14 protein-coding genes and 1 pseudogene are annotated in these 13,014 nt (G+C 68.7%); 4 read left to right on the forward strand and 11 right to left on the reverse strand.

Translation table 11 applies throughout. The features are described 5' to 3' along the window. Nucleotides 1–79: 79 nt before the first annotated feature. Nucleotides 80–1,093 carry an NAD(P)H-dependent glycerol-3-phosphate dehydrogenase gene (locus ACIRP7_RS27490; RefSeq protein WP_403664659.1) on the reverse strand — a complete coding sequence of 338 codons (1,014 nt, stop codon included), beginning with the start codon at nt 1,091–1,093 and terminating at the stop codon, nt 80–82. A gap of 238 nt (nt 1,094–1,331) precedes the next feature. Between ACIRP7_RS27490 and ACIRP7_RS27495 the strand changes: the two genes are divergently transcribed. Beyond that, nucleotides 1,332–1,889: an HD domain-containing protein gene (locus ACIRP7_RS27495; RefSeq protein WP_403664661.1), complete on the forward strand. Its 558-nt coding sequence runs from the start codon at nt 1,332–1,334 to the stop codon at nt 1,887–1,889. 15 nt (nt 1,890–1,904) lie between these two features. Here ACIRP7_RS27495 and ACIRP7_RS27500 read toward each other — a convergent pair whose 3' ends face one another. Both ACIRP7_RS27500 and ACIRP7_RS27505 read right to left on the reverse strand, forming a co-directional pair. After that, complete coding sequence (locus ACIRP7_RS27500; protein ID WP_391272551.1) at nt 1,905–2,375, reverse strand: NUDIX domain-containing protein; 471 nt, start codon at nt 2,373–2,375, stop codon at nt 1,905–1,907. 15 nt (nt 2,376–2,390) lie between these two features. Further along, on the reverse strand, nt 2,391–3,140 hold the full coding sequence (locus tag ACIRP7_RS27505; protein WP_403664663.1) for an XRE family transcriptional regulator: 750 nt from the start codon (nt 3,138–3,140) through the stop codon (nt 2,391–2,393). Nucleotides 3,141–3,248: 108 nt separating this feature from the next. On the opposite strand from ACIRP7_RS27505, the gene ACIRP7_RS27510 reads away from it, so the two are divergent. Continuing rightward, nucleotides 3,249–3,938 carry an HAD family hydrolase gene (locus tag ACIRP7_RS27510; protein ID WP_403664665.1) on the forward strand — a complete coding sequence of 230 codons (690 nt, stop codon included), beginning with the start codon at nt 3,249–3,251 and terminating at the stop codon, nt 3,936–3,938. Between the two features lie 40 nt (nt 3,939–3,978). On the opposite strand, the gene ACIRP7_RS27515 is transcribed toward ACIRP7_RS27510, so the two are convergent. Both ACIRP7_RS27515 and ACIRP7_RS27520 read right to left on the reverse strand, forming a co-directional pair. Further along, a complete protein-coding gene (locus ACIRP7_RS27515; RefSeq protein WP_403664667.1) occupies nt 3,979–4,548 on the reverse strand; it encodes a class I SAM-dependent methyltransferase in 570 nt (189 codons plus the stop codon). Then, nucleotides 4,545–5,609 (reverse strand): MFS transporter, encoded by a 1,065-nt coding sequence (locus tag ACIRP7_RS27520; RefSeq protein WP_403664976.1) that lies wholly within the window; start codon nt 5,607–5,609, stop codon nt 4,545–4,547. The genes ACIRP7_RS27515 and ACIRP7_RS27520 overlap by 4 nt, the downstream gene beginning before the upstream one ends. On the opposite strand from ACIRP7_RS27520, the gene ACIRP7_RS27525 reads away from it, so the two are divergent. Beyond that, a complete protein-coding gene (locus ACIRP7_RS27525) occupies nt 5,496–5,771 on the forward strand; it encodes a hypothetical protein (protein WP_403664996.1) in 276 nt (91 codons plus the stop codon). The genes ACIRP7_RS27520 and ACIRP7_RS27525 overlap by 114 nt on opposite strands. Before the next feature lie 157 nt (nt 5,772–5,928). Here the strand turns inward: ACIRP7_RS27525 and ACIRP7_RS27530 are convergent, their stop codons facing one another. The 6 genes and pseudogenes from ACIRP7_RS27530 to ACIRP7_RS27555 form a co-directional block, all read right to left on the reverse strand. Next, nucleotides 5,929–6,330 (reverse strand): hypothetical protein, encoded by a 402-nt coding sequence (locus tag ACIRP7_RS27530; RefSeq protein WP_403664998.1) that lies wholly within the window; start codon nt 6,328–6,330, stop codon nt 5,929–5,931. Then, a pseudogene (locus ACIRP7_RS27535) lies at nt 6,306–6,827 on the reverse strand (hydroxymethylbilane synthase); the annotation flags it as partial. The gene ACIRP7_RS27530 and the pseudogene ACIRP7_RS27535, both read right to left, overlap by 25 nt. Nucleotides 6,828–6,877: 50 nt before the next feature. Then, nucleotides 6,878–7,090 (reverse strand): hypothetical protein, encoded by a 213-nt coding sequence (locus ACIRP7_RS27540; protein WP_156100460.1) that lies wholly within the window; start codon nt 7,088–7,090, stop codon nt 6,878–6,880. After that, entirely contained in the window at nt 7,068–9,059 is a 1,992-nt protein-coding gene (locus ACIRP7_RS27545; RefSeq protein WP_403664669.1) for an ATP-binding cassette domain-containing protein, read from the reverse strand. The genes ACIRP7_RS27540 and ACIRP7_RS27545 overlap by 23 nt, the downstream gene beginning before the upstream one ends. After that, nucleotides 9,056–9,625, reverse strand: coding sequence for an NUDIX domain-containing protein (locus ACIRP7_RS27550; RefSeq protein WP_403664671.1), 570 nt, complete (start codon nt 9,623–9,625; stop codon nt 9,056–9,058). The genes ACIRP7_RS27545 and ACIRP7_RS27550 overlap by 4 nt, the downstream gene beginning before the upstream one ends. A gap of 86 nt (nt 9,626–9,711) precedes the next feature. Continuing rightward, the gene (locus ACIRP7_RS27555; RefSeq protein WP_403664673.1) at nt 9,712–11,262 is read right to left on the reverse strand and encodes an NUDIX domain-containing protein; all 1,551 of its coding nucleotides are present in this window, start codon (nt 11,260–11,262) and stop codon (nt 9,712–9,714) included. A 1,313-nt stretch (nt 11,263–12,575) separates the two neighbouring features. On the opposite strand from ACIRP7_RS27555, the gene ACIRP7_RS27560 reads away from it, so the two are divergent. Then, entirely contained in the window at nt 12,576–13,010 is a 435-nt protein-coding gene (locus ACIRP7_RS27560) for an NUDIX domain-containing protein (protein ID WP_107405494.1), read from the forward strand. Nucleotides 13,011–13,014 lie beyond the last annotated feature (4 nt).

A 13,014-nucleotide genomic window follows, 5' to 3' on the forward strand; every position in this document is an offset into this window, starting at 1 on the left:
CAGCGGACACGTGCATGGGCAGGTGCCTCCGGGTGGGGGGTCAAAGTGAGGGGGTGGCCCCGTGACCGGGCACCGGGGGTCAGCGCTCGGGCTTGGGGGGCCGCTGCATCAGCGCGGCGGCGGCCTCGTCGAGGGTGACCTTCTCGCGCAGCAGGGCAGAGATCACTTCCGTGATCGGCATCTCAACGCCGTGGGCATGAGCGAGGGCGAGAACCGCCTCGGCGGATTTGACGCCTTCGGTGGTCTGCCGGGTGGCGGACGTCGCCTGTTCGACGCTCAGGCCGTGGCCGAGGTGGGTGCCGAAGGTGCGGTTACGGGAAAGCGGAGACGAGCAGGTAGCCACTAGGTCGCCGAGGCCGGCCAGACCGGCGAGGGTGGCCGGGTGGGCGCCCATGGCCACAGCGAGCCGGGTGGTCTCTGCCAGCCCGCGCGTGATGAGCATCGCCGAGGCGTTGTCGCCCAGGCCCATGCCTGAGGCGATGCCGACCGCCAGGGCGATGACGTTCTTCACGGCGCCGCCCAACTCGCAGCCGGTCACGTCGGTGCTGGTGTAGGGCCGGAAGTAGGTGGTGTGGCATACCTGCTGGAAGCGACGGGCGGCGTCCTCGTCGGGGCAGGCGACGGTGGCAGCGGCGGGCTGGCCGTCCATGATCTCGCGGGCGAGGTTCGGGCCCGACAGCACTGCGACCCGGTTCGCGTTCACGCCGGTCACCTCGGTGATGACCTGGCTCGCCCGTTGCCCGCTGCCCAGTTCGATGCCCTTCATCAGCGACACGATCACGGTGTCGGGCCCGATGTGCGTCGTCCACGCGGCGAGGTTGGTCCGCAGGGACTGCGCGGGGATGGACAGCACAAGGTAGTCCGCGCCGCGAAGCGCGGCGGCCGGATCGATCGTAGCCGTCAGGGAAGCGGGCAGCTCTACATCCGGGAAGTAGCCGGGATTGCGGTGAACCGTGTTGATCGCATCGGCGATCTCGTCTCTGCGGGCGTGCACGGTGACGTCGGTACCGGCGTCGGCCAGGATCTTGGCGACTGCGGTACCCCAAGACCCGGCCGAGAACACCGCCGCACGGGCGGAACGGTGCTGGCTCACTGCGGGGTCCTCTCACCGGACGCGGACCCGTCACCGAGACGGCGGCCGGGCCCGGACACCCTATCGGCCGCGCCAGGCCCGGGCGGAACATGCGTGGGGCGCCGCACGGTCAGCCGGACGGCCCGACGGCCCTTCCCCACCTGACGTCCGCCCGGCGGGGGATCAGAACGGAAGACGTCCTGGGACGTCCGGCCGATCACCGCTCGGCCCCCGCGCCCTACGTCATAGTCTGCCGAGCATGGATCTCACCGTTTGGGCCCGCGACCTGGCCAGGTCCCTCCTCGCCGAGCCCCTGCCTCGTCGCTGGGCACACTCTCAGGGCGTCGCCGCAAAGGCGCAGTCCCTGACGGGAATCCTGGGCGACGATGCGGAACTACTGTGGGCCGCGGCGATGCTGCACGACATTGGTTACACGCCGTCACTGGCCACGACGGGGTTCCATCCGCTGGACGGCGCCCGCTACCTGCGCGACCGTTCAGCCGCGGACGAGCGCCTGGAACGGCTGGTCGCCAACCACTCGTACGCGCTGTTGGAGGCGGAAGAGCGCGGGCTGCGCGAAGAGCTGGAGGCCGAGTTCCCGATCCCCGACCACGCCGAGCTGGTGGATGCTCTCGTGTACTGCGATATGACCACCACCCCGGACGGCACCTCCACCACCGTGGATGCCCGGCTGGCGGAGATCCTCACTCGGTATGACCGCGACAGCATCGTCGGCCGATTCATCCGCCGAGCCGATGAAGATCTCCGAGCTGCTGTACACAGAGTTGAGGCCCGGCTGATCTTGGCAGAGCGGTAAGGGAGGGTACGGCGCTCAGTCGACGTGAGGAAACATCCCGTCCAGGTAGTGGGCGATCTGCTTTCGCATGGAGTGGTGGATGTCGTAGGAGTCCAGTTCGCCAGGCAGGATCCAGCGGACGCCATCGGCCTCGTCGTTGATGGTGGGCTCGCCTCCGACCGGCCGGCCGATCACGGTGACCTCGTACGCCTGCCGGATCTCCCCGTCCGTGTAGGCCACCACATGCTCAGGGACCGAATACACGCCGAGGAGCCCGGTGGGTTCGGCGTCGATTCCGGTCTCTTCCTTGCATTCCCGGACTGCGCACTGCGACGGGGATTCCCCTATGTCCATGGCTCCCCCGGGCAGAGCCCACTGCCCCGTGTCGCGACGCCGCTGCAGGAGGATCGCCCCGTCCGCCTCCCGGACTACCAGCATGTTGCACGCCGGAATCAACGTGTTCGGCTTCGGTGCGTTCACGTCGTACCAGTACTCCGTACGTCCCATCGCGGGCCGCGCTCCTCACATGGACTCGGGTGACCAGGGTTTTGCAGTCTCCCAGACCGCGTCGAAGCTGCCGGCGTAGTGGTCGAACCAGCCGTCTTCCTCCAGGCGTCGCAGCTCGAACAGGGGGTTTGCGCTGGCGGGCTGCCCCCAGACGTGCGGGTTGACCAGGAGCACGTCATCGAAGCGGAAGAGGCTGTTGTAGAGGGTGGTGTCGTGGAGGCGCACCTCGCACCCGGGCGTGCCGATCAGCTTGCGGTAGTAGGTGAGGGACGCCCTGATCTTTGCTGAGAGGGTGCCGCCGATGCCTTCTTCCTCGTCCCTGACGGCGACCGCCTTGCCCGATGGGTCACCGAAACAGAGGCGGACCTGAACTCCGGCGTCGGAGCGCTCGGCGAGCATCGCCGCAACGCGCGGGTTGGTCTGCGCGAAGAACGTGCCGCTGAACACCAGTACGTCGATGTGTTCCTGAGCGGTCTTCAGGAGGCGGACCCAGGACTTCTGCGGGAAGCTCGCGCGGTTCGGAAAGGCAGCGACCAGTTCGGTCTGCTCGGTCGGCTGCCCCTGCGCCTCGTCCTCCTCGGGCGGCCACAGGTACGACATGTCCACACCGAGATGCTTCGCAACCGCCCATTGGTGCCGACGGAGTGGCTGCCGGCCGATGCTGATCCAGCGCTCCACCGTCTTGACATCAACTTGGCACGAGGCCGCGAGCTCCTCTGGGGTGATCTGCCGCTGGAGCATCACCGTACGCAACCGCTCGTTCACTATCGCATCCTCGCAGGACGTCCTGGGACGCGGCAAGATCTTGCGGGACGCCAGGACGTCCCACAAGGTCACTTTTAACAGGTAGTTCACGCTGCCTACCCTGGTCCCGTGCAGCGAATTGTGTTGTGGGACGTGGACCACACCCTTGTGGAAAACTCCGGTGTGAGCAAGGAGATCTACGCCAGCGCCTTCAAGGCACTAGCTGGGCGGGAGGCCGAGTTGCCTGCTCCCACGGAGGGGCGTACGGACCGTGCGATCATGCGGGAGATGTTCATCCGGCACGGTTTGCCGGTTCCTGACTGGGAGCGGGCGCAGCAGGCACTGGAGGAAGCCGGCCGTTGCCGCGAGGCGGATCTGCGCCGGCGGGGTCATGTTCTGCCCGGTGTCGAGGACGCGTTGAAGGCACTCGCGGCGGACCCAGCTATCTGTTCCTCGGTCCTTACCGGCAACATTTCGGCCAATGCCCACGTCAAGCTGCGTGCGTTCGGGCTTGATGGCCTGCTCGACATGGCTGTTGGCGGGTACGGCGAGGACAGCGACGATCGAGCGCGTCTCGTCGACGCCGCCCGTGCCCGTATCCATGCCGCCCACGGCATCCCACTCGTCTCGCCGACCGTCCTGATCGGGGACACGCCCCGCGATGTGCGCGCCGCGCATGACGCCCAGGCACACTGCATCGCCGTCGCCTCCGGGATCCACTCGGTGGCAGAACTCCGCACCGCCGGGGCCGACGCCGTCGTCCCTGATCTGACCGACACGGAGGGCTTGTTGACCCTCCTGCGGGAAGTCCTGACCTGAGTGGACAACAGAGCTCCGGGACCAGAGACCGGTGACCGGTTCAGGGGCGCAACGCGTAGCAGCGCAGCGTGTCCAGATCTTCGCTGTGGACCGAGGACCAGGACGCTGTCAGCAATTCGGCGTGCTGCGGGCTGATCCCGATGGATTTCCGTTCGTCCGGGAGGCGTTCAGCGAGCGGGGTGACGACCCAGAACGTCCCGCCGGGTGGGAGAAGGTATCGGACGCGGGCGAGGAAGGCCGCCTTGTCCTTGATGAAGGCGAACACCAAGCGGCAGGTGACGGCGGCGTAGCCCGCCTCCGGCAACGCTCGGATGTCCTCGGTCTCGAAGTCCAGCCGCTGAAAATGCGGACCGCCGGACGTGTCCTGCTCGGCCTGGGCGACCTTCAGCGCGGCGGAGGAACAGTCGATCGCTGTGGTGCGGTATCCCAGGTCACCATGCAGATACCGGGCAAGGACACCGTCGCCGCAGCCGAAGTCGAGCGCGGGCCGGCCGTGGCCGGCGCCGAGGAACTGGCCGGTCAGCTGCTGCTCTTCGAGACTGAGGCGGCGGTAGCGGCGCCCTGATGTCCACAGCGGATCCCAGTACGTGGCCGGGTTGTTGATCGTCACGGGTTCGCGGGCTCCTCGGCAACAGTCAGGGAAGCGGGGGCGACCGTGCCCAGGTCCCGCACGGGTGAATTCCAAAGCACAAGGAACGGGATGACCAGGGCCGCGGTGATGAGCGTGAGTGTGAGGTGGAGCCCTAGCCACGTGCCGAGGCCGCCAGCGGCGAGGGCGGCGAAGGGTCGCAGGCTGAAGGCGAGCCACGCTCCGGTTGCCTGGGCCCGTCCTTGGAGTTCGTCGGGGGCGAGTTCCTGGCGGACCGCCCTCTGGAGTCCGCCGTGGCACACCGCAGCGCCGGTTTGGATGACCATGCCGATACCGATGGCGATCTGCCCGCCAAGTCCGGGTCCGACGAGAACCAGAGGGATTTGGGCGAGTGGGTTGAGGGAGAGCGCTCCGAGCATCACCGGGCCTGGGCCCCAGCGTCGTTCCAGGGGCTGCCAGACGAGGGCGCCGAGGATGCCGCCGGCACCGCCGGCGCCCATGACGTTGCCGAGAGCTGTCGGGCTCCAGTGCAGCTCGCGCAGCAGGTACAGCGACCAGAGGGCGCTACTGGCGGCCAGGACGAAGGAGGTGGCCGTGTTGGACAGCACGATGGACCGCACGACAGGGCTGCGCAGGGTGTAGTTGAGGCCCTCGCGGATCTCGGCCCATTGGCTGATGCCGGCCTTTCGGGGTGGCGGCGGCTCTTCGTGGTGCCTGATGCGCCACAGGAGCAGGGCGCTCGCCAGGTAAGAAGCGGCATCAACGGTGACGGCGCGGGCGGCGCCGAGCACGGTCACGAGGGCGCCACCGGAGTTGGTGCCGATGAGGTCGGCCAGGGAGTTGCCGGCGCCCATCTTGGAGTTGCCGTCCTTGATTCGGCCCGGGCCGAGGAGGGAGGGCAGGAAGCTGATGGACGCGTTACTGCCGATGACCTGCAGGGCGGCCACCGTGAAGGCGACCGCGTAGAGATGGATCAGGGTGATGCGGGCGAGAAGCTGTGCGGTGGGAAGGGTCAGGAGGACAGCGGCGCAGAGCAGATCGCAGGTGATGATCAGGGGACGTTTGCGTCGGCGGTCGGCCAGGACCCCGGCGTGAAGGGACAGCAGCAGGGTGGGAGTTTGGAGGCGAAGGCGATCAGCGCGACGTTGAAGGTGGAGGCGTGCAGTTCGACGACGGCCAAGACGGACAGCGCGATCGTGGTCACGCCGCTCCCGGTAACGCTGATGCCCTGGGCGACGGCATAGTGCCGGAAGTCTCTGTCTCGCCACAGGCTTCCTGGGGCGTTGGGTCCGGATCTGTGCGGCACGTCTGCGAACTCCCCTCGTAGGTATGGCTGTTACGGCGTCGCCGTGCGGTGTCTCGTCCGTGTTGGGCTCGCGCTGGCGACCGGGGCGGCACGGGTCAGCGCGGCAGGAGCCGTTCGACACCTTCGCCGTGCAGCAGCTGGGTGACGTTCTCCACGAGGCCGCCGAGGTCGTCGGCCGGTCCGGTGGCTGCGACGCGGATCGCGTCGCCGTGGGAGGGGTGGAAGACGGCAGCGTCGACTCTGATCCGGTGGGGTTTGTCGGTGTAGTGGGCGTGGACTGAGCAGGCGGTCTGGCAGGTCCCTTTGAGCTGGGCGAGGACGCCACGCTCGACGGCCAGCAGCCGGGCGGTCGCGGGGTCGTTGATGGCGTCGAGGAGGTGGGCGGCGATGGTGTCGCCGCTTCGCTGCTCGACACGAGCGTGCCCGCGCCGGTGGCCGGGGCCAGCACCGAGGCCGGGATGAGCTGTGTAGCACGGTCCGCCCGGGACACCCGGCACAGTCCGGCATAGGAGACCACGAGGGCGTCGAGGGGCTTGTCACCTTCGCCGGAGTCGAGGCGGGCGAGTCTGGGGATCAGATTGCCGCGCACCGGCTGGATGGTGAGGTGGGGGTAGCGGGTGCGGAGTTGAGCGATGCGGCGGGGCGCGCTGGTGCCGAGGATGCTTCCGGCGAGGAGGTCGTCCAGGGTGGCGTCGGGCTGTCCGGCCGGGAGGACGAGGGCGTCCCGGGCGTCTTCGCGGGGCAGGACGGCGCCGATGGTGGTGTCGGTGCCGCGCTCATGGGGCCCGGGGCGGTCTTTGGCACACGAGACGGTGACATCGACGCCTGCGGCGGCCAGCGCCCGGTCCAGCTCGCGTACCCAGGCGACCTTGCCGCCGACCTCCGCGAGGGGACCCTGGTGCAGATCACCCGCCGCCTTCATCGGGGCCACGTGTACGGCGACTTGAGGGAAGGAGCGTTCGAATAGTCCGGCGACGTGGGCTGCTTGGACCATGGCCAGGTCGGAGTCGCGGGTTCCGAGGACGATCTTGTGCGGGAGGTGGGTCACGGACGGATCCTGGGGTCGGTGAAGTGGGAGGTGAGGAGGGTGACGATCGTGGTGATGGCGAGGCCGACCGCGATCACGCCGAGGCAGCCCAGCAGGTCGCGCAGCGTGCTCCACAACGGATCGGCTGCCCACTTGCTGCGCCGCCGCGCACCACCGGGCCGGGCGGTGCGCGGCGGGTGGTGGCTGTTAGTCGGGGGTGCTGGCGGCATGTGATTCGCCGTTGGCCGAGGGAGTCGGTAGCACCAGTGGCGCGGCGGTGCCGTACTGGTTGGCCTGCATGAGGTACATGCGGCGGTACTGGGAATCAGGCCGCGCCATGAGCTCCTGGTGGGAACCGCTCTCCACGAGGTGCCCTTCGTCCAGGACATAGATGATGTCGGCGTGCTGGACGCCGGCCATGCGGTGGCTGACCAGCACGACGGTCTTGCCTTCGTCGGCCAGGCGGCGGATGCGTTCGAAGGACTCGATCTCGGCCTCGGGGTCGAGGGCGGAGGTGGGCTCATCAGCGATGACGAGGCTCGCCTGCCGATGGCGCAGCCGGGCTTGCCCGACCGTCTGCCATTGCCCCCCGGACAGTTCCTGGCCGCCGCGGAACTGCCGGGCCAGCAGGGTGCCCAGACCGCGGGGAAGAGCGGCGGCGAGCTTGTCGGCGCCCGAGTAGGCGGCAGCGCGGGCGATGTCGTCGTCCGCGTTGCGTTGCGGCTGGCCGATCTGGATGTTGGTCCGAAGGGTGAAGGGCCAGCGCTGGAAGCCCTGATCGAGAGCGGCCACATGCCGGAAGATGTCCACCCGGTCGGCCTCGACAAGATCGGTCTGCCCCCACAGAATGCGGCCGGCCGTGGGCCGGTGCAGGCCGGCGAGCAGCTTCACCGCGGTGGACTTGCCGCTGCCGTTCGCGCCGACCAAGGCGATGACGGCCCCGCGCGGGAAAGTCAGGGTTACCTCCTGCAGAGCGGGGGTGTCGCGGTCGGGGTAGGTGAACGACACGTTCTCGAAGGTGACCTGGTCGGGAAAGTCGCGCACGGGCTGGCCGCCCGTGGGGATGGCCCGGCGTTCGGCTTCGTCACGGAAGTGGTCGAGGTCGCGGACGTAGAGGGACTCCTCGTGCAGCCGCAGGATGTTGTCGACGAGGGCGCCGAGGCTTGCTGAGCCGGTACGGATCGCGAGCGCGGCCGTGGCCACGGTGGCGGCGCTCATGTGGCCGGTCAGCCACAGAACGCCCAGGCCGGCAAACGTGGCCGCCGACGCGAGGCCGGCCATGGCCGCGGCAATCAGTTCGGTGACCGCGCGGCCGTCGGCAAGGCGGGTCTGTTCGGCCTCGGCGGTCTGGCCCATCTCGTGGAAGTGATCGAGCAGGAAGGGGCCGACCTGGTGAACGCGGATCTCCGTGGCAGATTCCCGGGCGGTGATGAGGTTGTTAACCAGGCGCTTGGCCCGCTCGTGCTCGATCCACTGCATCCGGGAGGCGTAGCGGCGCCGGGCCACATGCATGGCGCCCCAGCCACGGGGCAGCGCGATGAGCAGTAGCAGTGGCAGCAGGACGGGGCTGAGGACCGTGACCACGCCGGCCGCGGCGACGAGGGAGAACAATCCGTTCACCACGGCCACGCAGACGCCGATCATGGTGCGGGAGGACTGGGCGCCGAAGTACGCGGAGTCCAGGAGCGTGCGGAACTCGCCGTCTTCGATGGCCTCGAGTTCCGCGCGGGCGGCGCCCTCCAGGAACTGCTCGGTGGCCAGCCTCTCGACTTTCGGTTCCAGCCGCCCGGTGCCCGCCGTCGAAAGGCAGGCCAGGATGGTGCCGACCATGGCGATGATGCAGCCGACGATCAGGGCCGGCAGCGCGGCGTGCAGCCGGGAGACGTTGTCCCCGTCCTTGAGCAGGGCTTGGATCACCTGGTTGGTGACCAGCAGCCCGGCGGCTTGGGTGATGCTCTGGCCCACCTCGGCGATCCCGATGGTCAACAGGGCACGGCGGTCCGCCTGCCAGGCCAGGCGCAGGGTGCTGCCCACCAGCGCCGGCACCATCCGGGCGGCCTGCCCGAATTTGGTGTCCAGTCGCGCGTACTCGTGGCGTACCCAGCCGAAGTCGTAGCGCAGCGCCCCGCCGAAGAGCGCGACCTCGGACTCGGAGACGGTCTGTTCCGTCTTCCAGACCCGTTTCAGGAGCCGTTTCATCGCGCCTCCGACACGGCCGGGCCGGATGGGACGTGGGACTTGCCGTCGATCAGAACGGCCGGCACACCAGTGAGGAGCGCGGCGTGCGCCGCCTGGATGCGGCGGGCGAGGCGGTGCGGCAGCCGCGCGAGGGCCTCCTCGACGGGGAGGAACGCGGCGGCGCCGATCTCCCCGTCCGCGAAGCGCAGGGACTGTGTCTGCTGATCGGTGAGGGGACCCACGTGGAACACCGTGACGACCATGGCCCGCCCGTAGCGGGCAGCGGGGACCTGGTCCAGGACGAGGAACTGGCCGATGGGCACGCCGGTCAGGTCGAGTTCCTCGGCCAGTTCACGTTCCAGGCCCTCGATCTGCGTTTCGCCGGCCTCCACCATGCCGCCGGGCAGGTCGAAGCCGTCCTTGTAGGTCGGGTCGACCACGAGAATGCGGCGGTCGGCATCGGTGATCAGGGCAGTGCAGGAGGCCATGGGCGCCTCGACCTGGGCCCAGTACGCCCGTTGCTCGTCGGTGACCACGCGGTCAGGGCTGCCGACAGTCTGTTCGGTGGTGTCAGGTTCGCCGGACATGAGAGTCCTCCTCCAGGGCCAGAAAGGCGGTGCAGGGCGTCGCGCCGGCAGGACTCCGGCACGAAGGTGCGCGTCACGTGCGGACGTCAGGGCAGGAGGGCCGCCATGCCCGTGTGGGGGATCTCGATCGCGGCCTGCGGCGGACTCAGCGGAATTCCCCAGCGGGCTGCCGCCGTTTGGGCCGCGTACTCGGCCTGTTCGGCTCCGGCGCGTCCAAGGCCGAGCAGCTCGCTCGCCTGCACCGGGCTGACCAGCAGCCGGCCGTAGGTGATGCCGGTCGCGACATCCGGTGCAGCCGGCCCCAGGGAGCCAATGCGTGCGATGTAACGTGCCCGGGCGTTCGCCCCAGTGCCTGGGCCGTAGACCGCACCGTCCGGATCGAGGACGTAGCCGAGGTAGGCAGCATCGTGCAGGCGCAGAGCCGCCTCTTCGGCGGCTTCACGCAGTGCCGCCGCCTTCGGCCCGTCGTCGTCCATTTCGACCGTTCCGCCGGGCAGGACGACATGGCCGTCGCGCGGATCCACGAGGACGACGACCCGGCCGAGCGGGTCGAAAGCCCACACCCACGCTTGCTTCACGGGAAGGCCGGCGGCGGACTCGATGGCCGGGTGCCAGGCGATGTCCTGGTAGCCGATCGCAATACGGGGGACAACGTCCAATCGCTGTAGTGCCTGTCCGAGCCCGGCGGTCTCACCGTCTTCCAGCACGGCGGGTCCGGCACGGTCGATCCGGGCGCGCAAGGCAGCGAGCATCCGTCGCCTCTCGATCGGGCGCATCCGGCGTGCGGCCTGCGCCGGCGGAAGGAAGTGGAACGAGGTGATCTCGTCCTCGGGCAAGTGAATCCGGGCGATGTCGCTCTCCTCCAGGACGCCGCCGTCCCAAATGGAGACGGTTTCACCGGGAAAGCCGTACACCTTCCCGAACTCCGGATTGCCCCTGCTGACCCAGTCCACCGCCAGGAGCTGGCGTACACCGACGGACAGCCCGAGTTCCTCGGCCACCTCGCGCACCGCCGCGGCCGACGGCCGCTCCGCCTGGTCCACGGCCCCGCCGGGCAACAGCAGCCTTCCGGGCCGGTATGCCGGGTCCAACACCAGGACCTTGCCCTCGGCATCAGTGAAGAGCACCGCGGCGCCGCCCCAGAAGACCGCGCGTGAGTGCGCGTAATCCTCCGGCGCCATCAGCCCCACCGGCTCGCGTTCATCCTCAGCCGGCATCGGGCCACCCAGCGTGCTCGCGCTCTGGCCCCGCAGAATGCAGATCAGCGCCTGGCGGGTGTAGCGCACGAGCTTCTCCGGCAGAGCCGAGAGCGGCCACCACTGCAGCTCCGCACACTTGTCAGGTTCCGCGACATGAGGGCGGCCGGCGTACTGATCGGCGGTGAAGAAGACTTGGAGCCGGCTCTCGCGAGTCTTGGGGTCGTAGTCGTGGACCGTGTGCGCGACCACCAAGTCCGCCTCTTCGAGAGCGATGCCCAACTCCTCCCGGGCCTCACGGACCATGCCCGCAAGGAAGGACTCCCCCTCCTCAAGATGGCCAGCCGGAACATGCCACCATCCGTCACACCAAGCAGTGCCCGCACGGAGACCGAGCAGCACCCGGCCCTGCTCGATCAGAACCAGGTGAAGTCCGATCACGGACCGGTATGGCAATGCCTTCTCCTCCTCGACATGGCGGTGCGATCGGAGGCCAGTTGACAGCGCGGTCCGCAAGCCAACTGCCCAGGCACGGGGCGATCCGTCCTGCGAACGTGCCAGCTGAAGAGCACCCGGCCTTCTGGCAGGCGACGGAAAAGGTTCGGTCAACGCCCCAGCAAGAGCGCCGGGGTGAAACCGACGGCGCCTAGCAGGCAGCACACACGGCACAGTGGGCCTCCCGAAGCATGAGTAATTCAATGCGTACGCCGCCTGTGACCGCAGCGACTCGGGTGCCCGTTGCCGGACTCCGCCGAGTCTATCTAGCTTGAGTCCTAGGGGTGTTGGGCGAGTCCGTGTTCTCGACGCTTCCACCCGTTGAGGTGTCTCTTCGAAGCCTTGGGCGCGTCGAGGCGTGCGACGGCAGGGCAGCCCAGCCTTCTCCGTTAATGGGACCAGCCGTGGCAGGCCAACGTCCCCGACTCATTGCGGGACTCCCCACTCGCATGGACGAAGACCAACGCACCCGCCCGCGAGATGCGCGAGCAGCTCGGCGGCCCGTCCAGCCCCCCGGCCCGTCCGACCGCAGGCGCACCCACGGGCCTGAGGCCAGCTGGCGGTCACCGAGGCCGCGATGTTCGCTCTTCCACGGCTGCTGTCCCACACCATGGCTACAGCCATCGAACAAATGGCTGAATCACCAACACGAAAATGCCCGACACCCTTACGTCACCGGAGATAGACTCATCAACGTCCGGCAGCGGGCACCCGAGCGTCGCGGTAACAGACGGCATTGGACAGGATTCGTCGTCCCCGGGAGCGCTGCCTCGTGACGTACACGCCCACGTTTGCGCCAGAGCCGACTCGCCGACAAACTCACCCGCGCTGGCGTCGAGCACCTCAGCGCGGATCCGGGCCGGCTGGAGGCCGCGGTACGCCAACTGCTGGCCTTGGCCTGTTCCGTCTCGCTGAGCACTTTGCCGCGCGGCCCGACACGGGGGCCGCGGCCCTCGGTCGACGAGCTGGAGCCACAGCCACTCCTGCGGGGGAAGCAGATCTGGTTCCGGCTCAGCGGCACCACCGCCGAAGAGGGGCGATGCCGACGCACCGCGAGGGTGTTGTTTCAGTCCATCTCGCCGATTCCGTAAGCCAGTTCGACCATTCTCGGGCTGTCTTGACGTGCTGTCGCGCGGCCTAGACTCAAGGTCGTTTGCCCGGCGTCGGCCGCCCGTCATCAAGGGGTGCCTGCCGTGCGCCCTGGCTTTGGGCGCCGCCGGGTGCGCGACCGATTCCATCGAATACAGAAGGGTGTTCTCGTGCCCGAGAAGGTCACCAAGGACAAGGTGCTGTGCTACGTCGTACGCGACGGGAAGTTGCTGGTCTTCCGGCACACCGACTACAGCTACGAGGAGGTGGGCATCCAGGTCCCGGCCGGCAGCATCCGCGAGGGCGAGACGTCGGAGGCGGCGGCCCTGCGCGAGGCCCGCGAGGAGACGGGCCTGAAGGACTTCAAGATCGTGCGGAAGCTCGGCGAGACCGAGTACGACATCAGTCCCTACCGGTTCGAACTCCAGCACCGGCACGTCTTCCACCTGGAGCTGACCGAGCCCACCCCGGAGCGCTGGATGAGCCAGGAGGACCACGACGGGGAACAGGAGCCCACGCACTTCGAGTGCTTCTGGATCCCGCTGGAGGCCGCCCACATCCTGCAGTCCGGCCAGGGCGCCCTGCTGGGACGCCTGTACGACTGATCCC

It is taken from the genome of Streptomyces sp. NPDC102270 (genome assembly GCF_044766405.1).
Taxonomy (GTDB): domain Bacteria; phylum Actinomycetota; class Actinomycetes; order Streptomycetales; family Streptomycetaceae; genus Streptomyces.